The sequence below is a fragment of the Bradyrhizobium sp. 192 genome, assembly GCF_023100965.1.
Lineage (GTDB): Bacteria > Pseudomonadota > Alphaproteobacteria > Rhizobiales > Xanthobacteraceae > Bradyrhizobium > Bradyrhizobium symbiodeficiens.
The window spans coordinates 3,265,562-3,286,400 of sequence record NZ_CP064690.1; the positions used below are offsets into that span (position 1 = coordinate 3,265,562).

Annotated in this window: 16 protein-coding genes and 1 pseudogene; 6 read left to right on the forward strand and 11 right to left on the reverse strand. The window is 64.3% G+C overall.

Annotated features, from left to right (window positions below; genetic code table 11):
- The first annotated feature begins 35 nt into the window (after positions 1-35).
- From IVB24_RS14855 to IVB24_RS14865, 3 genes are all read left to right on the forward strand, one after another.
- The gene (locus tag IVB24_RS14855) at positions 36-989 is read left to right on the forward strand and encodes a hypothetical protein (RefSeq protein ID WP_247773433.1); all 954 of its coding nucleotides are present in this window, start codon (positions 36-38) and stop codon (positions 987-989) included.
- Between the two features lie 310 nt (positions 990-1,299).
- Positions 1,300-1,998: an isochorismatase family cysteine hydrolase gene (locus IVB24_RS14860; RefSeq protein ID WP_094975461.1), complete on the forward strand. Its 699-nt coding sequence runs from the start codon at positions 1,300-1,302 to the stop codon at positions 1,996-1,998.
- 10 nt (positions 1,999-2,008) lie between these two features.
- Positions 2,009-3,676, forward strand: coding sequence for a regulator (locus tag IVB24_RS14865; protein WP_247773435.1), 1,668 nt, complete (start codon positions 2,009-2,011; stop codon positions 3,674-3,676).
- Positions 3,677-3,728: 52 nt separating this feature from the next.
- Here IVB24_RS14865 and soxA read toward each other — a convergent pair whose 3' ends face one another.
- From soxA to IVB24_RS14900, 7 genes and pseudogenes are all read right to left on the reverse strand, one after another.
- Positions 3,729-4,508, reverse strand: coding sequence for a sulfur oxidation c-type cytochrome SoxA (soxA, locus tag IVB24_RS14870; protein WP_247773437.1), 780 nt, complete (start codon positions 4,506-4,508; stop codon positions 3,729-3,731).
- Positions 4,505-4,822: a thiosulfate oxidation carrier complex protein SoxZ gene (gene soxZ, locus IVB24_RS14875; RefSeq protein WP_247773439.1), complete on the reverse strand. Its 318-nt coding sequence runs from the start codon at positions 4,820-4,822 to the stop codon at positions 4,505-4,507. Before soxZ ends, soxA begins: the two co-directional genes overlap by 4 nt.
- Positions 4,822-5,289 (reverse strand): SoxY-related AACIE arm protein, encoded by a 468-nt coding sequence (locus tag IVB24_RS14880; protein ID WP_247773441.1) that lies wholly within the window; start codon positions 5,287-5,289, stop codon positions 4,822-4,824. The genes soxZ and IVB24_RS14880 overlap by 1 nt, the downstream gene beginning before the upstream one ends.
- Before the next feature lie 8 nt (positions 5,290-5,297).
- Positions 5,298-5,730, reverse strand: a pseudogene (soxX, locus tag IVB24_RS14885) (sulfur oxidation c-type cytochrome SoxX).
- A gap of 204 nt (positions 5,731-5,934) precedes the next feature.
- Positions 5,935-7,218, reverse strand: coding sequence for an NAD(P)/FAD-dependent oxidoreductase (locus IVB24_RS14890; protein ID WP_247773443.1), 1,284 nt, complete (start codon positions 7,216-7,218; stop codon positions 5,935-5,937).
- A 48-nt stretch (positions 7,219-7,266) separates the two neighbouring features.
- The gene (locus IVB24_RS14895; protein WP_247773445.1) at positions 7,267-9,453 is read right to left on the reverse strand and encodes a molybdopterin cofactor-binding domain-containing protein; all 2,187 of its coding nucleotides are present in this window, start codon (positions 9,451-9,453) and stop codon (positions 7,267-7,269) included.
- A gap of 10 nt (positions 9,454-9,463) precedes the next feature.
- Complete coding sequence (locus tag IVB24_RS14900) at positions 9,464-9,913, reverse strand: (2Fe-2S)-binding protein (protein ID WP_094975455.1); 450 nt, start codon at positions 9,911-9,913, stop codon at positions 9,464-9,466.
- A gap of 356 nt (positions 9,914-10,269) precedes the next feature.
- Between IVB24_RS14900 and IVB24_RS14905 the strand changes: the two genes are divergently transcribed.
- Positions 10,270-11,859 carry a B12-binding domain-containing radical SAM protein gene (locus IVB24_RS14905; protein WP_247774098.1) on the forward strand — a complete coding sequence of 530 codons (1,590 nt, stop codon included), beginning with the start codon at positions 10,270-10,272 and terminating at the stop codon, positions 11,857-11,859.
- 258 nt (positions 11,860-12,117) lie between these two features.
- Positions 12,118-14,301: a hypothetical protein gene (locus tag IVB24_RS14910; protein ID WP_247773447.1), complete on the forward strand. Its 2,184-nt coding sequence runs from the start codon at positions 12,118-12,120 to the stop codon at positions 14,299-14,301.
- A gap of 32 nt (positions 14,302-14,333) precedes the next feature.
- On the opposite strand, the gene IVB24_RS14915 is transcribed toward IVB24_RS14910, so the two are convergent.
- A complete protein-coding gene (locus tag IVB24_RS14915; protein WP_247774099.1) occupies positions 14,334-15,722 on the reverse strand; it encodes an MFS transporter in 1,389 nt (462 codons plus the stop codon).
- A 185-nt stretch (positions 15,723-15,907) separates the two neighbouring features.
- Here IVB24_RS14915 and IVB24_RS14920 point away from each other — a divergent pair, with 185 nt between their 5' ends.
- A complete protein-coding gene (locus IVB24_RS14920) occupies positions 15,908-16,969 on the forward strand; it encodes an isocitrate/isopropylmalate family dehydrogenase (RefSeq protein WP_247773449.1) in 1,062 nt (353 codons plus the stop codon).
- Positions 16,970-17,095: 126 nt separating this feature from the next.
- Here the strand turns inward: IVB24_RS14920 and IVB24_RS40200 are convergent, their stop codons facing one another.
- The 3 genes from IVB24_RS40200 to IVB24_RS14940 all read right to left on the reverse strand — a co-directional run bounded on the left by IVB24_RS40200 (position 17,096) and on the right by IVB24_RS14940 (position 20,527).
- The gene (locus IVB24_RS40200; protein ID WP_346771373.1) at positions 17,096-17,863 is read right to left on the reverse strand and encodes a pyridoxamine 5'-phosphate oxidase family protein; all 768 of its coding nucleotides are present in this window, start codon (positions 17,861-17,863) and stop codon (positions 17,096-17,098) included.
- Positions 17,864-17,963: 100 nt separating this feature from the next.
- Positions 17,964-18,140 carry a hypothetical protein gene (locus IVB24_RS14935; RefSeq protein WP_162859471.1) on the reverse strand — a complete coding sequence of 59 codons (177 nt, stop codon included), beginning with the start codon at positions 18,138-18,140 and terminating at the stop codon, positions 17,964-17,966.
- A gap of 176 nt (positions 18,141-18,316) precedes the next feature.
- The gene (locus IVB24_RS14940) at positions 18,317-20,527 is read right to left on the reverse strand and encodes a caspase family protein (protein ID WP_247773451.1); all 2,211 of its coding nucleotides are present in this window, start codon (positions 20,525-20,527) and stop codon (positions 18,317-18,319) included.
- Positions 20,528-20,839 lie beyond the last annotated feature (312 nt).

The following is a 20,839-nucleotide window of genomic DNA, read 5'->3' on the forward strand; positions in this document are numbered from 1 at the left end:
CTCCTGCTAGTCATGGCTTGCTAGCGGAGAACATCATGGCTGCAAATGCATTCGAGACCGAGATCACGGAAACGGCCGAGGCCCTGATCGGGCCGTGGCGCCAACCGCGTCAGATGCTGCAGGCGCAAACCTACGACGCGCACGCGTCCATTCACGACGACGCCACCGCGCAGAAGCTCGGCTTCAAGGGCGGCACCATCGAAGGCCCGACGCATTTCAGCCAGTTCGCCCCGCTCGGCGCGCGTCTGTGGGGACATGCCTGGTTCGAGACCGGCTGCCTGTCCGCGCATTATCGCAGCGTCTGCTACGAAGGCGAGGAGGTGCAGGCGATCCTGTCGAAGCCACTGCCCGGGACAAGCCAGTGCCAGATCCAGATGGTCAAGCGTGACGGCACCGAGGTGCTGCGCGGCACGGCCTCCGTCGGCGAACCGCATGCAGCGACTGCGCTGGAGGCCCGCCTCGCCGAGCTCAAGCCGCTGGCCGATCCTGTGATCCTGCGCGACGTCAAGGTGGCGCAGACCGGCAAGCGGCAGACCGTCCGCATGGCGTTCGATCAGACCATGGGCGACCTTTATCCTTTCTCGCTGCGGCAGAAGCTCGCCGTCATCACCGAAAACTCGCCATTCTATTCCGGCGCCGACAATCCGTGGGGCAGGGCCATCATCCCGATGGAGATGCTGAGCGTGCTGTTCCAGTACCGCTCGAAGGATGATCTACTGCCGGCCAAGGGGCCGGCCGTCGGCTTGTTTGCCGATCAGGAGATCCGGCTGATCAAGGGCCCGCTCTTCGTCGATGAGGACTACGAGGTCGAGCGCGAAGTGGTCGCGCTCTCGGGCAGCCGCCGCACCGAAAGCGCCTGGGCCAGGACGCGTGTGTTCGACAAGGCGGGTGTTGTGGTGGCGACCATGCTGCTGAACATGGCGACGCTCAAAGACTCCTATGCACCCTACGAGCAGGAGTATCGGCGGCTGTATGGAGCGACTCGCTAACGATACCTTCGTCATTCCGGGGCGCGCGTAGCGCGAGCCCGGAAGCCATTTCACTGCATGTTTGGTCGCCCGATGGATTCCGGGTTCGACGCTTACGCGTCGCCCCGGAACGACGACGGAGAGCGCTCATCCTTTAAGCAAATGCACTTCGCAAAGTCGTCGCACAGGGAATAAGCAGGCGTCGGTTCTCTTCCTAACCTCCTGAGCATACTGCGATTTCTTTCGCGTCTTGCCCGGCACCGCAATTGTACACAATGGCACGGCGCTTGCAGAACTCTGGCAAAGAGAGTTCTCGCGAGGGGCTAGCGTCATGCTGAACTCGAGCAAGCCGACACTGGGCGTCATCAGCGCCGAGCCCGAGCCGATCAAGCTCGACTGGCCGAGCACCGCGCTTCTCATCATCGACATGCAGCGCGACTTCATGGAGCCCGGCGGCTTCGGCGAGACGCTCGGCAACGACGTCAGCCAGCTTGCGCGCGCGGTGAAGCCGATCAGCGCGGTGCTGACGGCGGCGCGCGACACCGGCATGCTGGTGATCCATACGCGCGAGGGCCATCTGCCCGACCTCTCCGATGCGCCGCCGGCCAAAGTCGAGCGCGGCGCGCCGAGCCTTCGCATCGGCGATCCCGGCCCGATGGGCCGCATCCTCATCCGCGGCGAGGCCGGCCACGATATCATTCCCGAGCTCTATCCGCTCGACAGCGAGATCGTGATCGACAAGCCCGGCAAGGGCGCGTTCTACGCCACCGAGCTTACGGACGTGCTGGAGAAATACGGCATCGAGAACCTGCTGGTGTGCGGCGTCACGACCGAGGTGTGCGTCAACACCACGGTGCGCGAAGCCAATGACCGCGGCTACCGCTGCGTCGTCATGTCGGACGGCTGCGCGTCCTACTTTCCCGAGTTTCACGAGATGGGCCTGAAGATGATCAAGGCCCAGGGCGGCATCTTCGGCTGGGTCGCGAGCTCAGCTGCGGTCCTGGAGGCAATGAAGGTTTTGACCACATAGGGGTATTGTCATGAGCACGTTGACGGGGACGGCCGGCAAGTCTGAACTGAACAAGTCCGAGTTCAAGCCGGTACTATGGACATCAGGCGACTGGAACGCGTTCTTCGGCTTCGGCACCAACATCCTCGTCAACATGCTGGTGCTCACGGGCCTGTTGCGCTTCGTCTTGAAGATGCCTGACAGTCTCGTGTTCGGCCGCATCGTGCCCGCGCTCGGGCTGATGATGTGCCTCTCGACCTTCTACTACGCCTACCTCGCCTATCGACTCGCGCAGAGAACCGGCCGCAACGACGTCTGCGCTCTGCCCTCGGGCGTCAGCGTGCCGCACATGTTCATCGTCACCTTCGTGATCATGCTGCCGATCACGATCAAGACCGGTGACCCGCTCAAGGGCTGGTCGGCCGGCCTCGTCTGGGTGTTCTTCCAAAGCTTCATTCTCATGATCGGCGGCTTCATTGCGCCGTTCATCCGCAAGATCACGCCGCGTGCGGCACTGCTCGGCACGCTTGCCGGCGTCTCCGTGACCTTCATCTCGATGCGACCGGCGCTGGAGATGTACATGACGCCGCAGATCGGTCTGGTCTGCTTCGCCATCATCCTGGTGAGCTGGTTCGGCGGCGTGAAATACTGGCGTGGCATTCCCGCGGGCCTCGTCGCGATCGCCGTCGGCATGATCATTGCCTGGAGCTCGAACCTGTTCGGGCTCGGTCTCGGCGGCCTGAGCGTGAAGGGCGTCGGCGATGCCTTCGCCAATTTCGGCTTCTCGGTGCCGATTCCCGCCGTGGGCTACGTCTTCTCAGGCTTCGAATTCCTCGGCATCATCCTGGTCACCGCGATTCCGTTCGGCATCTACGACCTCGTCGAAGCCATGGACAATGTCGAGAGCGCGGAAGCGGCCGGCGACGAATATCCGACCACGCGGGTGCTCACGGCCGACGGCGTCGTCAGCCTGATCGGCTGCCTGATGGGCAATCCCTTCATCAACGCCGTCTATATCGGCCATCCCGGCTGGAAGGCGATGGGCGGCCGCATCGGTTACTCCGCCGCAACCGGGCTCATGGTGATCGTGCTGGCCTGGTTCGGCATCATCTCGGTGCTGCTGGCACTCGTACCCGTGGTCGCGATCTCGCCAATCCTGCTCTATATCGGCATGCTGATCGGCGCGCAGGCGTTCCAGACCACGCCGGTGAAGCACGCGCCCGCGATCGTGCTGGCGCTGACGCCGCATCTGGCTGCCTGGGCCAAGCTGCAGATCGACACCATGCTTGGCTCGACCATGAATGCGGCGGCCACCGTCGGCGGCATGGCCGCCGACAAGGCCGACGCCGTGAAGGCTGCCGCGATCGCCGCGCTGCCGCAGCAGGGCGTGTTCTATCACGGCCTCGAAGTGATGGGCGGCGGCTCCATCCTCGGCGGCCTCATCCTGGGTGCGATCGGCGTCTTCATCATCGAGCGAGATTTCGAGAAGGCATCGGCCTTCGCGCTGGTCGGTGCCGTGCTTACCTACTTCGGCTTCATGCATGGTGAAGCCGTAGGCATCGGTGGTGGCTTCGGGGTCACGCCCGCGGTGGCGCTGGCCTATGCTGCGATGGCCGCCGGTCTGTTCGCGGCCAGCAAGCTCGGCGCCGGCGAACACTATGCCGCGCATCCGGAGATGTCGGCCGCGCCGGCGGAGTAGGTCACGGAGCGGACTTCCGTAAAGCGGCCGGCAGTCGCCGGCCGTTTTCGTCTCAGGGCCGCACCGCCGGCGTCTCCATCGGCAGGCCGCGCGCCCGCGACATCAGGTAGAGCTCGAGCGCGACCAGCTCGGGCGAGCCGTAATCGTAGGCCTGGGCGCGCACGCCGCTCATGCAGCTGCGTAAGCGCCGCTCCAGCGATCCCAGCGTTTGCCATTCCAGGCGATAGAGCGGATAGCCGGTCGGCTGTCCTTGCGTGATCGGCGCGCCCGCGAGGTGCTTGTCGAAATTGTCATCGTGGCAATTGGTGCAGGCGAGGTTGAGCTGGCCCTCGCGCTGCGCGAAGAGCTCCCGGCCCTGCTCCACGAAGGGTTTTGCCTGCGGATCGTCGCCGGCGGTGATCGCGACACCGCGCGATTGATGGGCGACGAAGGCTGACAGCGCCAGGAGGTCGCGGCTCTCGTAGGGCAGGGGCGCAGCCTGCTGACGATTGGCGCGGCAGAGATTTATGCGCTGGTCGAGCGTGACAGGGCGACCAAGCGTCTTGTCGAAGGCGGGATAGCGTGCCGCGATGCCCTTCATGCTGCTGCGCGCATCGCCATGGCAATCCGCGCAGGCCTTCTCCGCGCTGCCGGTCTTCTTGCCCCATAGCTGTTCGCCGTCGAGCACGAACAGCATGCCGGGATTGGAGGTGTCTTCGTCCTGCATGGCGCGCGTGTCGGGACCCATGAAGGAATAGCCGGAGCGGCGCGCATCGGGCGGGATTTCACCGGCGAGCAGGGCAGGGGCCGCGGCGACCAAGGCCGCCGCTGCTATCGCGCGCCAAACGCTCATTCGATAGTGATCGATGCCGAGGCGGTTGAAGAATAGCCGTTGTCGCCGATCCATTCGAACTCGAACCTGCCACTCTCCTTGGCGACCGTGAAGAAGGACAGATAGGGGTTGGCCGCGATCGCCGGAAACAGATCGGCGCGGAAGATCTCGGTGCCGTTGTAGCGGCAGGTGAAGCTCGTGATGATGTCGCGCGGCACCAGCTTGCCGTCCGCGGTGTGGCGGAAGCCGGTCTCCATGATGTGCGAGGTCAGCGTGCGGATCTCGATGACGTCGCCGCGCCTGGCCTTGGCGGGAACGTTGATGAGCGCGGCCATCAGTTCATCTCCTCGGTGCAGGCGGCCAGCGTCACGACGACATCGACGGCGACCTGCCAGAACGTGTCGTCGGAAAAGCGGGCGATCGCCACCACTTTCTGGGTGTCCGCGAGCCGGATTCGTGTCGCGACCTGGGCGCGGCCGGAGGAGGGGCCGAGATAGAAATTGCCGATGTTGGGCTGCGGGTTCTTCTCATTGAAGACGTGGATGCCCTTGACGTGGTCGTCAGCCGTCATCGGGCTTGCGACGGTTACCGTCATCGGCACGGTATTGCCGTTCTCGACCAGCGGTGGAATGTCGAGCTTCACCTTGCCGGTGCGAACCGGCGCTTCACCGACGACGTTGCGGATCGCGGTGTTGAGCATCGCTGGATTTGCCTGAAGCGGACGCAGGGTGGCGATCGGGATAGTCCCGGCGGCAGTGACGCCTCCGGCGAGGCTCAAAAATTGTCGTCGCGTGGTTGGCATGAACAGTCCTAGTCGCGAAGCGTTGCAAGAAAAGCCACGATGTCCTCGATCTCCGCGGCCGACAAGATCGGCTTGCCGGCAAAATTGCGCCCCACCCGCACGAGGCCGTCGGCGCGATAATAGGACGGCATGATGGTCTCCGCGTTGAAGCGCGACGCATCGACCAATCGAAGCCGCAATTGGCTCGTCGTCCATCGGTTCCCGGCGCCGGCGAGGTCGGGCGCGAGATCGCCCTGGAATCGCGTTTCGGGGGAAGGGGCCGGAATGGCAGAGGATGCAGGTCGTGGTGCGCGCCAGCACCAGCGCGCGGCCAAGCGCGGCATCGCCGGGAGCGCCGGTGAGCGGTTCTGCGATGCCGTCGCCGGTGATCTTGTAGGCGGCGAGTTCGTCCGCCTTGATGGGCGAGGCGAAGGCGAGGCTCGCTACGATGAATGCTGCAATCGCAGATCTTTGATGGGACGCATGACGTTGCCGCGAACTCCATTTACCTCGCCCGCTTGCGGGAGAGGTCGGCGCGTAGCGCCGGGTGAGGGCTCTTTCCTCTTGGGGGTCCTCGCGAGTGGAGGCACCCTCTCCCCAGCCCTCCCCCGCAGGCGGGGGAGGGAGCGCATCACGTTCGTGGCGGCAGCTTGGGCTCATCATGTCCTAGCCAAAACACTCCGCCGTGATGGTTTGAAACCAGCGCTCCGCCTCCGCCGCCTCGCGCGCCCGCAACTCGCGCGGCGCATCGACCGGGCTCGTCGCGCCGCCCTCGACCTCGGCGAAGATGTCGCCCTTGGGCTGGTAATTTCCCGCGAGCGAGAAGCCGTAGCCGGGGGCGACGGTGTTGTAGCAGACGCCTGTCAGCCGCGGCGGCTCCGGCGTGCGGCCGGCGAGCAAAGCGACGATCGCGGCAGCGCAGGCCTTGCCTTGCGCGCTTGCGGCTGATGCCGATTTGGGGATGCCGCCGCCAAGGCAGGCGTCGCCGACGACATGGATGTTCTTGACGAGTTTCGATTCGAACGTGACAGGATCGATCGGACACCAGCCGGTCGCATCCGCAGCGCCCGCGATCCCGGCGATGCGTCCCGCACGCTGCGGCGGAATCACGTTGACGATATCGGGTGTGTAATTGCCGAACTCGGTGACGATGGTTCTGGTCGAAGGATCGACCGAGGTGACGCGGCCGCCCTGCGACAAGCCGATCCGCTCGATCATGTCGCCGTAGAGCTCCTTCCACGCCTTCTCGAACAGCCGCTGCTGGGAGAAACTGTCCTTGGCGTCGAGCACCAGAACCTTTGACCTTGGCTTGTTCGCCTTCAAATAATGCGCGATCAGGCTGGCGCGCTCGTACGGCGCCGGCGGACAGCGCGAAGGATTGGCCGGAATGGCGATGGCGACCGTGCCGCCGTCAGCCATTGCCTCCAACTGCCTGCGCAGCAACAGCGTTTGCGCGCCGGCCTTCCAGGCGTGCGGCATTTTTTCCGACACGGCATCGTCATAGCCGGGCAGGGCTTCGACATGGAAGTCGATGCCGGGCGAGAGCACGAGACGGTCATAGGGCAGCGCGACGCCATCATTCGTCACGACGCTGCGTCGCTCCGGGTCGATCGTGGTCACGGCCTGACCGATCACCGTGACGCCATCGGCGGCAATCTTGTCGTAGCCGAACTGCTGCGCCTCGATGCCGCGAAGGCCCGCAATCACTGCGTTGCTGAAGGGGCAGGACGTGAAGACCGAGTTGGGCTCGATCAGGATCACCTGCATATTTTTCTGTGCGGCCTTCAGCGCCCGCGCGCAAGCCGCGCCGCCGAATCCGCCGCCGACCACGACGACGCGTCCTGCGGACTGCGCGCGCAGGATCGACGGTCGCGCCAGCGTTGCGGCTGCCGCGGTGATGCCGAGCACGGCGTTTCGCCGTGTCATCGGGCGCCTCGTCATCGGGATCATTCCAGGCAAAGACGCCGCCGCGGCCTGTCGTGGCCGCCGCGGCGTCTGTCAGGCGAAGGTGATGTTCTGGTCGCGCAGCGGCACAGAACGGATGCGCTTGCCGGTCGCGGCGAAGTAGGCGTTGAGCACCGCTGGCGCTGCGACGCCGATGGTCGGCTCGCCGACGCCGCCCCAGAACCCGCCGCTCGGCACCATCACCGATTCCACCTTCGGCATCTCGTTGATGCGCATCGAATTGTAGGTGTCGAAGTTGGTTTGCTCGATCTTGCCGTCCTTGACGGTGCAGCCGCCATAGAACAGCGCCGAGAGGCCGTAGACGAAGGAGCCCGCGATCTGACGCTCCACCTGGGCCGGATTGACGACGTAGCCGGGATCGGTGGAGGCGACGATGCGAAGCACCTTGATCTTGTTGCCGTCGGTCACCGAGATCTCGGCGGCGCCGGCGACATAGCTGCCATAGCCCATCACCTGGGCGATGCCGCGATAGACGCCCTGCGGCGCCGGCGTGCTCCAGCCGATCTTCTCGGCGACCGCATTGAGCACAGCGAGGTGCTTGGGGTGACTGCCCATCAGCTTGCGGCGGAATTCGAGCGGGTCCTGGCCTGCGGCCTGGGCCAGCTCGTCCATGAAGCACTCCATGTAGATCGCGTTGTGATTGACGTTGACGCCGCGCCAGAAGCCGGGCGGGACGTGCGGGTTGCGCATCGCGTGCTCGACCAGCAGGTTCGGCACCGAATAGCCGAACGCAGCTTCGCCGGATTGGGCGACGCCCTGGAACGCCGCGGGGTCCATGCCGTTCTGCAGCGCTTCGGGGCGCAGCGAGAACAGGATCGACTGCCCGGACAGGCGGTAGTGCAGCGCGACGAGATTGTTGTCGGCATCGAACGCGCCGGTCATCTTGCACTGGGTGATCGGGTGATATCGGCCGTGCGCCATGTCCTCTTCGCGCGACCAGATCAGCTTGACCGGCGTGCCTGGCATTTCCTTGGCGATCATCACGGCCTGGCGGACATAGTCGGTCTGGCCGCGCCGGCCGAAACCGCCGCCCGGCATCACCTTGTGCACGTCGCATTTGTCGGCCGGCAGGCCGGAGGCCTCCAGCACCGCTGCGAACGCCGCCTCGCCATTCTGCGTGCCGCACCAGACCTCGCATTTGTCCGCGGAGTAGAGCGCGGTGGCGTTCATCGGCTCCATGGCGGCATGGTTCTGGTAAGGATAGGAGTAGACGGCCTCGACCTTCTTGGCCGCACTCGCAATCGCCGCCTTGGCGTCGCCGTTCTTGTTGCCGACATAGGCCGGCTGGTCGTTGTTGAGGCCTTCGGCCAACCACTTCGCAATCGACTCGCTGGAGACCTTTGCGTTGTCGCCCTCGTCCCAGACGACCGGCAGCGCATCCAGCGCGGTCTTGGCGCGCCACCAGGTGTCGGCAACGACCGCGACCGCGGTATCGCCGACCTTGACGACCTTCTTGACGCCTTTCATGCCGGCGATCTTGGCTTCGTCGAAGCTTTTCAGCTTGCCGCCGAACACCGGGCAGTCCTTGATCGCGGCATTCAGCATGCCCGGCAGCTTGACGTCGACGCCGTAGATCATGGCGCCGTTGGTCTTGTCGACGGTGTCGAGCCGCTTCACGCCCTTGCCGATCAGTTTCCAGTCCTTCGGATCCTTCAGCTTGACGTCGGCCGGCGGCGTCAGCTTCGCCGCGGCCTCGGCGACCTTGCCGTAGGTCGTGGTCCGGCCCGATGGCGTATGGGTGATGACGCTGTTCGCTGCCGTGCATTCGGAGACCGGCACCTTCCAGGCCTCGGCCGCGGCCTGGATCAGCATCACGCGCGCGGTGGCGCCGCCCTTGCGGACATAGTCCTGTGAGGATCGGATGCCGCGGCTGCCGCCGGTCGAGAAATCGCCCCAGACGCGCTTGCGGGCGACGCTCTGGCCCGGCGTCGGATATTCGGTCGTGACCTTGGTCCAGTCGCATTCGAGTTCCTCGGCGACGAGCTGGGCGAGACCTGTGAGCGAACCCTGGCCCATCTCGGAGCGGGCGATGCGAATCACGACGGTGTCGTCGGGCCTGACCACGACCCAGGCGCCGATCTCCGGCGAGCCGTCAGCAGCGCGGACCACGGCGGGCCCGCCGAAGGGGATATCGAGGCCGACGGCAAGGCCGGCGCCGAGCGTGGCGCTGCCGATGACGAAGGCACGGCGATTCATCCTGGGAGAAACATGCTTGTTCATGGGCGGCTCCTTATGCGCTTGCGATCGTGTGGATCGCCTCGCGCACCTGCTGGAAGGTGCCGCAGCGGCAGATATTGGTGATGGCCTCGTCGATATCGGCGTCGGTCGGCTTCGGCTTCTCGTTCAGCAGCGCCGCCACCGCCATGATCATGCCGCTCTGGCAATAGCCGCATTGCGGCACGTCCTGGGCGATCCAGGCCTCCTGCACCTTGTGCAAGGCATCGCGTGAGCCGAGTCCCTCGATGGTCGTGATCTTCTTGCCCTCTGCTTCGCTGACCGAGACGCCGCAGGAGCGGATCGCAACGCCTTCCATGTGCACCGTGCAGGCGCCGCATTGTGCAATGCCGCAACCGTATTTGGTGCCGGTCAGGCCGGCATTCTCGCGGATCGCCCAGAGCAGCGGCGTATCCGGCTCGACGTCGAGGGTGAAGGTTTTTCCGTTGATTGTTAGGTTTGCCATCGCAGTCCCCTGATTGGCCCAATCCGCCGATTGAACTCAGAGGCGCAATGTGTCCGGCAAATTGGAACTGTTCAAATCAATAGTGCGAGGGGTGAATCGCGAGGAATTGCGCTGCGGGGGAAGATTATGAGGAGGGCGGTGTTTTGTCTCACGCCCTCCAATGGTCGATCCGATCGACCTTCCGCGGGCGCCAATCCACAGGTCTGGGGCGACACGCAGCTGTGAACGCGGGTTCCAGGTCCGGTCTGGCCACGGTGACAGTTTGTCCCTTTTGCCGGGATGCAAGACGTTCGCGGTCTGGTACACTGCGCCGACGCCAGAAGGAGTTCCATGAATTGCCAAGTCCCAACGTGCTGATGCTGTATCCGCTGTTCTCGGCGGAATCCTTCTGGACCTTTGGCGAATCCTGCAAGGTGTTGGGTGTAAAGCGCCCGGCCGCTCCCTTGGGCCTGATCACCGTTGCCGCGATGCTGCCCGAAAGCTGGACGGTCCGGCTGATCGATTGCAACACGGCGCCCTTCAGCGACGAGGATCTGGCCTGGGCCGACGTCGTCTTCACCGGCGGGATGATGCCGCAGCAGGCCGACACGCTGCGCCTGATCGAGATTTGCCGTGCCGCAGGCAAGCCGGTGGTCGTGGGGGGACCGGATCCGACCTCGAGCCCGCACATCTATGAACGGGCCGACTTCAGGGTGCTCGGCGAAGCCGAGAGCGTCATCGACGAATTCATCGCGGCCTGGGAAGGCGGCGCGCGGTCCGGCACCTTCACCGCACCGAAATTCCAGGCGGACGTGACCAAGACGCCTGTGCCGCGCTTCGATCTGCTCAAGTTCGAGGACTATATGTATCTCGGCGTGCAGTATTCCCGCGGATGTCCGTTCACCTGCGAGTTCTGCGACATCATCGAGCTCTATGGCCGCGTGCCGCGGACCAAGACCAACGCGCAGATGCTGTCGGAACTCGACCGACTCTACACCATGGGCTACCGCGGCCATCTCGATTTCGTCGACGACAATTTCATCGGCAACAAGAAGTCGCTCAGGCTGTTCCTGCCTCAACTCGCCGAGTGGCAGCGCGCGCACGGTTATCCCTTCGAATTGTCGACCGAAGCCTCGGTCAATCTGGCAGACGATCCCGAACTGCTGGACCTGATGGGCGCAGCCAATTTCTTCGCCGTCTTCGTCGGCATCGAAAGTCCGGATCCGGCGACGCTGGTCGCGATGCGGAAGAAGCAGAACACGCGGCGCAACATCGCCGAGAGCATCCACAAGATCTACGCCGCCGGCATGCTCGTCACTGCGGGCTTCATCGTCGGCTTCGACAACGAGAAGGTCTCCATGGCGGACGCCATGATCGATTTCATCGAGGAAGCGGCGATTCCCGTCAGCATGGTCGGACTGCTCTATGCCCTGCCGAACACGCAGCTGACGCGCCGCCTGGAGCGCGAAGGCCGGCTCCACATCGGCCACGATGTGGCGCCGACCATCGGTGCCGATCAGTGCACGGCCGGGATCAATTTCGATCCGGTGCGCCCGCTGCGCGACATCCTGACGGACTACAAGCGCGTGCTGGAGCATGTCTACAGCCCGGCCGCCTATGCAGGACGCGTCGACCGCTTGATGACGCTGCTCGACCGTTCGCGGCAGCGTCACGAACTCGCGGAAGGGGATATCCGCGCCAAGCTCGGTGCGATGGAGACCGTGCATCGTGTCGTCTCCGCGCTTCCCGAAGCGCGCGGGCCGCTGTGGCAGACGTTCATGAACTGCGCTAAGCGCGACACGTCATCGGCGCGCATTGCGGTCCAGATGATCGCCGCCTATGCCCATCTCGGACCGTTTTCCCGCAAAGTCATCGCCGCCATCGATGAGCGCCTGGCGGCGCTGGACGAGCAAATGCCGAGTCCAGCCGTGGCTGCGGGCGCGACCGAGGCTCGACATCTGGCCTGACATCCGCAACGCGATGGACCCGCCCACGACGTTTTGATGCGCTGCCCGGCGGGCCGTCCGGGTATCAAATCGGCTGTCATGTGTGAGATCCTGGCTTGACAGCAGGACAACCTCAAGCTGATCGTCATCGGGACGACACTGCTGCGATTTTCGGCATCTGAACGTTCCGCGCGGGCCTTTGAATGGTCCGCGAGGCTCAGTGCTCGTCTGCCATTGCGACCGACGTCATTGCCGGAAAAGCTTTAGCGGGGGTAAGCCATGTTCAGGAAAGTGATCCTCTGGTCGGTTGCGCTGATCGTCGTGGCGGTGCTGGTCTTCGCATATCTGCCCTCCTTCATCGCCGATTCCATCTACAGGAACGTCGACGACATCACTGACGGTGAGATGCCCGCCACCATCACGGCCTTTCAATCCGGGCCGGACGTCGTCAGCACCATCGGTGGCAGTGGCGAGGGCCTGAACTGCAGCCTGCCGCCCTGGGCCAACATATTCTTCGACGGCGGCCGGGATTCCGACCAGAAGCGCCATCTCGTCCTGCAGCGCTTCAGGCAGGCCTGCGTCTTTCACGACCTGTGCTATCGCCATGGCCTTGCGACCTATGGCTATAACCAGAACGACTGCGATCGCATTCTGCAGAACGCGGCTTTTCGACTCTGTCTCTACATACGAAACGGCAGCCAGGAGAGCAGCGCGGCGCGCTGTCAGACCGACTCCAAGATGGTTCTGGCAGGCGTGAGCCTCGGAGGATACGACGCCTTTCGCGGCTGGGACCGATCGACCTATTTCGAATTCGATTCCGACCCGTCGCGGTCGAACGGATTTCTGGTCAGCCGCGTGGTCAATCATCCATTCAAGTCGATTCTGCCTGCCAAATACGCCAATGATCCTGATCAGGTCATTCTTATGTTCGAGAACCTTCGCTCCAATCTCGCCGTGACCTGCATCACCTGCGCGAATGTTCCCGTCCTCGAATGGACCGCCGATCCGAATGCGGTCAGCGCCGAACTGAGCTCAGTCGGGGTGACGCGGTTGCCGGATGTGCTGCTCAGGCGCGTACCCATGCTGACCGAAACCATGCCGGTCTGGTTGCCGTCGCGCCGGCGGCATGCGGCACCGCATCTCCTGGTCGATGGAGCGGGCAGGGATCATCTGATCTGGATGAGCCGGAACAACCCGGAGAACAGCGTATCCTGCATCGTCGGCGCCGATGCTGCGCGTCTCCTCACCAACACCTTGCCGACCCGGGATCTGTGCTCGATCGACGCCGGCCCGTCGCTCACCCGCGTGGAAATCGACATGTTCGCGAGCTCTCCGCTTCCGATGGAAGTCCCCGGAAGTCCCGACATCATCTATGCGACTTCGATCAGCCCGCAGAAGACGAAGGAGCACCATCTGAGCTTCTGTTCGCGCTCCGCGTCCAGGAAGGTCGAGGGGACCGATGACGACCGGTCCAAATGCGTCACCTTCCCCGAAACTGAGGTCCGTGACGGCTCCGGGCTCGGTGCCTTTCAGAGCTTTCCGTTTGTTCGCCCCGGACAGCAGATCTATTTCGCGCGGGACATCGCACAGCGCACAGATTCGCCGCTGACCGCCATCTGGCAGCGCGCCTTCGGCAACACCTTCTCGCCGGAAGGCGCCCTGCTCGTGATCGACGTTGCACCGCCGCTCGCCGCCAAAGGACCTCTCTCGGCCAAGCTGAAGAAGATCGTCCGGTTCAACATCGACGATCGCTTCGATCCGATGATGCCGATCACGCGCAAGGTGGACGATTTGCGATTTCTGAGCCTCGAGGCGTCGAAGTCGAGCGTGCACCTTCGCACGATCGATTTTGCCAGGGACAACCCCTCCGTCGGCAATGTGCGGCTGACGATGGGCAACGGTGACGTGGAGCTGGACCGCTCGTGGGCGGAGAGGCCCATGCTGGTGCTGGAGACCAGGGACGCACGACCCAGGACCAAGCTGGTGTTCTCGCGTGGGGAAATCGCGATCGAACCGGGCAAGCCCACAGCGACCACGGAAGCGTTGAAGCTGGAGACCCTGGTTTTCGAACGCGATGCTGCGGCGCCCTCGAATACGCCGTTCGTTAAATCGGCGGGAGCGGCGTGCCGTATCGTTTACGAGTTCGAAGCGGGCCGCACCGATTGGCCATGCTACCGCGTGTTCGACCCCGACCGCACGATGCGGGCCTCGCCGGCGACGAGGATGCGGGCCTCCCAAATGCTGGTCGGGCGGTTCACCCAAGGGGCGGGTCACGGCATTGCATTTCCCGATCTCTGCCTGAAATCGGAGCCGATCATCCTGGCACCGCAAGGGAGCACGTTTGTGCCCGTGAGCGAGACCGCGGGCTGGAAGGGACCGCCAAGGTTTCAACGGACCATCACATGTGAGCCGCTCGACGCCGCGGCAGTGGTGAGCCGTCCCATCGCGCAGACGGCGCCGTAAAGGTCGACTCGCGCTGAAGCGCGCCGATGGGCCTACTTCACCGCCAACCGCAAAAAGCTCATCACGCTGCCAAGCGCGGCAAAGCCCGCGCCGAGCGCCAGCGCCAAGGTCGCGCCGTCGTGGCCTGCGAGCGCGAAGCAGGCCGCGGCGATCGCCGCGCCGGTGGTCTGCCCGATCAGGCGCGCGGTGGCGACGATTCCCGACGCGCTGCCGCTGCGATGCGGCGGCGCGCTCGACATCACCGCCTTCATGTTCGGCGCCTGGAAGAAACCGAAGCCCATGCCGCAGATCACCATCCGCCAGATGATGTCGGCGATGGCGGGGTTGGTCGGAAGCGTCGCGAGCAGCGCCATGCCGATGCCGAGCAGCACCAGGCCGATGCCGCCGAGCACGCCGACCGCGTAGCGGTCGGACAGGCGCCCCGCGATCGGCGCCATGATGCCGACCACCAACGGCCACGGCGTCATGAAGAAGCCGGTCTCGACCTGCGAGCGGCCGAGCACGTCTTCGAAATAGAACGGCAGCGAGACGAAGGCGAGGCCCTGCACGGCGAAGGAGCACACCGCGGTCGCGGCTGACAGCGCGAACATCGGCCGGCTGAACAGGTCGATCGGCAGCATCGGCGCCGGGTGAGCGGCGTGCCGGCGCGTCAGGATGAAGCCGAGCACGAGGGCCGTGACCAGCTCGACGCCCACGACCACCGGCGACAGATTATGCGCGGCGCTGCCGATGCCGGTGATGAACAGGCCGAGGCAGGCCGACGCCAGCATCGCGCCGAGAAAGTCGAACCCGTGATCGGCGCGCGGCGTCTTCGGCAGCATTGCAAAGCCGATGCCGATCGCGACGAGGCCGAACGGGATGTTGACGGCGAACAGCCACGGCCACGGGCCGATCGCCAGGATGGCGGAGGCGACCGACGGTCCGACGGTGAAGGCGGTTGCGACCACGAGTGCGTTGTGGCCGAAGCCGCGGCCCTGCATCCGTCCGGGATAGACGAAGCGCACCAGCGCCGTGTTGACGCTCATGATGCCGCTGGCCCCCAGCCCCTGCAGCGTGCGCGCGACCAGCAGGCTGTCGAGCGACCAGGCCACCGCGCAGAGCAGCGAGGCGATAGTGAACAGGATCAGGCCGCCGAGATAGATGCGCTGGTGCCCGACGATCTCGCCGAGCGCGCCCAGCGGCAGCAGCGTCGCCACCAGCGCGATCTGGTAGACGTTGACCACCCAGACCGACTGCTCCGGCGAGACATGCAGATCGGCGGCAATGGCGGGCAGGGCGATGTTGGCGATCGCGGTGTCGAGCGAGGCCATCGCCAGCGCGGTGAAGATCGCGGCGATCGCCCAGCGCCGCCGCTCGGCCGGGAGGCCGTCAGAGGTGGTGTGGTCGGGCTCGCGCGCGGCGGCAGGTAACGTGATTGTCATTGCCTTGGTGTCATTGCGTTCGCGCGTTGCCTTGGCGGCGTGGCGATAGAGGAATTTGGCATGTACTACGGCTGGCGTCGCTTCCACAGGCATATGCCTGCATGCGGTGTATGCGCGAAGCTGAGGCGATGCCGGCTCACGCTGGCGTATGATCGCGCCGCTGCTGCAAATGTCAGGGGATCGCCATGCAAATCGTCGTTCTGCCCGGTGACGGCATCGGGCCCGAGATCACGACTGCGACATCGGGTGTGCTGCGCGCGGCGTCCGAGCGCTTCCAGCTCAATTTGCGTCTGGAGGAGCACGCGGTCGGGCACGCGAGCCTGAAGCTGTCAGGCACGACCGTGCGCCCAGAGCTACTCGACATCGTCCGCGCCGCCGATGGCCTGATCCTGGGTCCGACCGCGACCTTCGACTTCAAGGACGAGGCGCATGGCGAGATCAACCCGTCCCGGCACTTCCGCAAGAACCTCGACCTCTACGCCAATGTCAGGCCCGCGCGCACCTATCCGGGCAGGCCGGGTCGCATCGGTGATTTCGACCTTGTCGTGGTCCGCGAGAACACCGAAGGCTTCTATTCCGACCGCAACATGGAGCAGGGCAACGGCGAGATGCTGGTGACGCCAGATGTCGTGATCTCGCTGCGAAGGATCACGCGCCTCTGCTGCGAACGCATCGCGCACGCCGCCTGCCGGCTGGCGATGAAGCGGCGCAAGCATCTCACCATCGTGCACAAGGCCAATGTGCTCAAGATCGGGGACGGCATGTTCCTCGACATCTGCCGCGAGGCCGCGAAGGCCTATCCGGGCCTCGGCATCGACGACATCCTGGTCGATGCCATGATGGCGCATGTGGTCCGCAACCCCGGTCGTTTCGACGTGATCGTCTCCACAAACATGTTCGGCGACATCCTGTCCGATCTCACGGCGGAGCTGTCCGGCAGCCTCGGCCTCGGCGGCTCCCTCAATGTCGGTGACCGCTACGCCATGGCGCAGGCCGCGCACGGCTCGGCGCCCGACATCGCCGGCCGGGACGTCGCCAATCCGGTTTCGCTGATCCTGTCGACGGCCCTGCTGCTCGCCTGGCACGGCGAGAGAAGCGGCGCCGTCCGGTACGAGGAGGCCGCGCGCGCGATCGAGGCGGCGGTGGCGAAGGCGCTTGGCGAGGGCAGGGCGACGCGCGATGTCGGCGGCAAGCTCGGTACCATCGCAGCCGGCGCGGCGATTGCGGAGATCCTGCAGGCGGGATGAGTGGTGCCGGCACATTTTTTCTCGGGGCTCAATGCAAAATTTCGAAAAACAACCCCATGCACAGTAGAAGGCCATTGATCGATAAGGCAATTTCGGGCCGAGAGACGATGGCATTTGCCGCTGCGATCAATTTGACTCGTCGGGCAAAACACCGGCAGCGGTTGAGCCCGTCAAGGCTGAAGGACCATGATCTGATACACGACGACGGCGGCGCCGAGACAGCGCCGCCAAGGGTTGACACCGCGGAGTATTTCGTCGAAGCCCCAAATGATAAGACCGCCTCTCATGACGATCTTCAAGGCGAAGTTGGTTTGACCTGCGAACGGAAATAGCCAGAGCAGAGCGGCCGCGACGATCACGATCCAAAGGATCAGATTCGGCCACTGCGCGATGGTGATGACACCGGTTTCGCGATTCCGGAAGAACCACTGAAAGAATCGCCGCACGATCGACCGTGCCGATCAGAGCGCAACCTTCGCTCTCTTCACGGCCCTTCCAATAGGTGACCCGGTTGGCTTTCACCTTGATCAGGACGATGCCCGGCGTGTCGATGCCGTCGTCGAACCACTTGTCGAGGTCGCTGGTCCAATGCTGTCGAAGGACGGCCTTGTCCCGGATCAGCTCGGCGGTGCCCTCCACGGCTACGTAGATCCCTTGCGAGAAGAGACCCGCTTCCGACGAAAATCCGAGCGCGACTTTCGGATTTCGCTGGATGTCCGATACGGTACGAGTCTGTTCATAGGCAAAGTAATACGACGTGCCATCATAGGCGACATCGCCGTTGTTGCTCATCGGACGATTGGCGATCTCGCCGTTGACGGTGTGGCTCGAAAGAATGGCGATGTCGATGCCGGCCATGTCCTTTGCGATCTCGGCCAGCGGCTTCTTGGACATGAACTTTCCTCGGTCAGGGGCGGCCCGCGTTCGGTGCGCTCTTTGCTTCCAAAATAAAACCGCCTCCGACATAGCTGGAGGCGGTTTGAATCAGATCGGATTAGTGGCCGGTGCCCGGCTTCGTGGTCTTCGGGGCCTTGCCGTCTTCCATGCGGCCCTCATTGCGAAGATCGCGTCCCTCTTGAGCCTTGCGCTGGCTCTCGGGATCCTTGCCGTGCTCGTTCATCTCTTCCTTGACGTAACCGGCGCCTTCCTTGATCTTGCCTTCAACGCTCATGATCTTCTCCTTTTATATAGGAGACAACGCGGTGGCCGGTTGACCGTTCCGGCATCAAACAGCGCGTCAGCGCGGAACCAAGTCGTGCGCTGGATTTCTGCTCCATTTCCTAAAGGACCTCGCGAGGACGCATATCTGCCGCACAAAAGTGGATATGACATGTCGCAAATCGCGACCTAGAATCCGACGCCAATGATGGCATGGCTTCCGCCGCCTCCGCTGACGATGCTTGGGCGTGCCGTCGCCTGCTGTCGCGCACGCGGTGTAGCCGTGGCCACGGGTTTGGCCCGGCGATCCTCGCGATCGGCCTGACGCTTGTTTGGCCTCGTGCGGGCGCCTGTATTGGCCTCCTCGGCTGGCTTCACCTTGTCGGCGGCGACGCAGACATCATTCTCCAGCGCCTCTCCGCTTTTGCACTGAAGCGGACAAACCCGCGTCGCTCGCTTGGCGAGTTCGCCGACAAATTCGCCGGTCACACTGATGGTCTCCGAGGGTTGACCTTGGATCGTCAGATAACGCCGGATCGCGTCGCCGGTTGCGGGAGTGAGGACCCCGTCGATCTTGGTTGAGAGGCATCCGAGACGTAACAATTCGGCCTGCGCGGCTCTGACCAGTTCCGGCGAGTTCGGCGCGCTTGCGGCACGCCTGGTGGCCTCCGCCCTGAACTTGTCCAGCGTCGTGGCAACCAGACCGGAAAGACGTTCGCAAGTCAGGGCCCGGCTGAACACCGTCAACTGGTCGAGACCCGTTCCTTCACTGCCCCGGGAGGTGATGTCGTCGAGCTTTGCCTGCTCGGTCTTGCAGGTCGCTTCGCGAGTTGCGGCCTCTTCCGCCGCCTTGCGCGCTTCATCTGCTTGTCTGGCTTGCTTCTCTGCGATGGCGCGCGCCGCGGCTGCATCGGCTACGGCTTTGTCGCGCTCAGCCTGCTCGGCCTTCAGCCTGGCCGCCGCCTCCTTGCGTTCGGCTTCCGCCGTCTTGGCCTTCTGCTGCTCATCGAGGGCCTTGACGCGCCGTTCGTCCTCGGCCCGCTTGCGAGAGGCCTCCGCTTCGGCTGCGGCCGCCCTCGCTTTCGCCGCGGCCTCGGCCTCTCGTGCGCGTCGTTCCTCTTCTTCACGCTTCCGGACGGCGAGGGCCTCTGCCTTGCGCTGTTCGGCTTGGCGTAGTGCCTCTTCGGCCGCCTTGCGAGCGGCTTCCTGAACGGCGCGAGCCTGCTCCGCACGTTCGCGTTCCGCCTTCTGAAGAACGTCAATGCGTTGCTGCGCGATGACGGCCAAGGGCGAGTCGGGGAAACGTTTGACGAAGCGCCCAAGCGCTCCATTGTCCGTAGAGTCCTTCAACTTGTCCCATTCGAGCGCCTCCCTGGTCGGCGTCTCGCGGCCGGGGGAGGGCGGTTGTGGTAACGCCGTCAGCACCATACCGGGAGGCGCTGCCGGTACTGGATGATTAAGCCTCTCGATCTCTCCGCGCGCAAGATCGGCATAAAAGCCGGTAGGATGACTGGCGAGAAACACCTCCCAAGCCCGCTTTGTGCCGATCTTCTGCACCAGTTCGAAATCGGCCTTCACTTCGTTGACAGGCGTGTCCTGCGGCGTAACGGGCGCCGGCACCAACGAGATGCTGCCGCCGCCTAGCGAGCCATAGACGAACGGCTCCTGCCGGTGGCCGGTGATCTTCAGCACCTCGTCCCTGACGCGACCGAACGCCAGCCGGACATCAAGGCCAGGTATTGTGAGGTTCTTCAGCACCGCCGTCGTGAACGGACTGTGCTCGCCGTCGCCATCGTCGGCGGTCGAACCGGCCTTTGCGGCGTAGGCGATCAAGGTGTCGGTCGCGGTCGGCTCGACCCGGCCGAGGCCGGCGTTGACGCCGCGGCTGGCAGCTTTGCGCTCGCGCCGCATCGTCGTCACGAAAGGATTGTCGCGGCACGCATCCAGGATGATCAGGCGCAGCCGCCGCGCACCGTCGGCCGACGACACCAGACGCTCCAGCGGAATCGCCTCGTCCTCTGCGTCGCGATCGGAGGCGAGCCGTGCGTCAACCGGGATGAGGTAGTTCACGCCGCCGATCTCGAGCCCGTGACCGGCATAGTAGACGATCGCGATGTCGGACTGGTCGGCTACGGTTTCGAACTTCCGAATGGCACGCTTGAATTCGAGGTTGCCGACGTTGACCTGCACTTCGACCGTTTCGAAGCCGGCATCGTGAAACATTTTCGCGACGGAGGCGGCATCGCGCGCCGGATTGGAAAGCTTCGGCACGCTCTGATAGCTGCCATTGCCGACGACCAGAGCAACGCGCCGTTCCGCGCGCGCTGCGTTGCAGACGAGCACCATCATGATGGCGGCTCCCCCGATCGCAGCGACCATGTGCATCACGCGTTTGATCATCGCTGTTCCCGGCGCGGTTCGACGGCCCGCGCACCAAAGTTTCGAGCGCCACTCATTGTGGACGAGCCGGCTCGAGCCTCGCCAGTTTGTTCCGAGCAATATCGCCGCGGCGTTTCTTGATCAATTACATTAAGCGTCGAAGATGACGCGACAGATATCGCAGTGTGATGCAGGTAACAGTCGGCCGCAGGAGTGTCGCATGTGGCGCGCAAGTCACAACGCATTTCTTACTGGCGGTCCTATCCAAATGGGTAGTGTGGGGGAAATTCGACTCCCGTAGCCATTCAAGTCGTTGCTTTGTCGGTTCAGTCG

Coding starts and splice junctions, on each gene's coding strand:
- IVB24_RS14855 (WP_247773433.1), top strand. CDS start 36: ATGGCTGCAAATGCATTCGAGACCGAGATCACGGAAACGGCCGAGGCC.
- IVB24_RS14860 (WP_094975461.1), top strand. CDS start 1,300: ATGCTGAACTCGAGCAAGCCGACACTGGGCGTCATCAGCGCCGAGCCC.
- IVB24_RS14865 (WP_247773435.1), top strand. CDS start 2,009: ATGAGCACGTTGACGGGGACGGCCGGCAAGTCTGAACTGAACAAGTCC.
- soxA (WP_247773437.1), bottom strand. CDS start 4,508: ATGAGCGTTTGGCGCGCGATAGCAGCGGCGGCCTTGGTCGCCGCGGCC.
- soxZ (WP_247773439.1), bottom strand. CDS start 4,822: ATGGCCGCGCTCATCAACGTTCCCGCCAAGGCCAGGCGCGGCGACGTC.
- IVB24_RS14880 (WP_247773441.1), bottom strand. CDS start 5,289: ATGCCAACCACGCGACGACAATTTTTGAGCCTCGCCGGAGGCGTCACT.
- IVB24_RS14890 (WP_247773443.1), bottom strand. CDS start 7,218: ATGATCCCGATGACGAGGCGCCCGATGACACGGCGAAACGCCGTGCTC.
- IVB24_RS14895 (WP_247773445.1), bottom strand. CDS start 9,453: ATGAACAAGCATGTTTCTCCCAGGATGAATCGCCGTGCCTTCGTCATC.
- IVB24_RS14900 (WP_094975455.1), bottom strand. CDS start 9,913: ATGGCAAACCTAACAATCAACGGAAAAACCTTCACCCTCGACGTCGAG.
- IVB24_RS14905 (WP_247774098.1), top strand. CDS start 10,270: ATGCTGTATCCGCTGTTCTCGGCGGAATCCTTCTGGACCTTTGGCGAA.
- IVB24_RS14910 (WP_247773447.1), top strand. CDS start 12,118: ATGTTCAGGAAAGTGATCCTCTGGTCGGTTGCGCTGATCGTCGTGGCG.
- IVB24_RS14915 (WP_247774099.1), bottom strand. CDS start 15,722: ATGACAATCACGTTACCTGCCGCCGCGCGCGAGCCCGACCACACCACC.
- IVB24_RS14920 (WP_247773449.1), top strand. CDS start 15,908: ATGCAAATCGTCGTTCTGCCCGGTGACGGCATCGGGCCCGAGATCACG.
- IVB24_RS40200 (WP_346771373.1), bottom strand. CDS start 17,863: ATGTCCAAGAAGCCGCTGGCCGAGATCGCAAAGGACATGGCCGGCATC.
- IVB24_RS14935 (WP_162859471.1), bottom strand. CDS start 18,140: ATGAGCGTTGAAGGCAAGATCAAGGAAGGCGCCGGTTACGTCAAGGAA.
- IVB24_RS14940 (WP_247773451.1), bottom strand. CDS start 20,527: ATGATCAAACGCGTGATGCACATGGTCGCTGCGATCGGGGGAGCCGCC.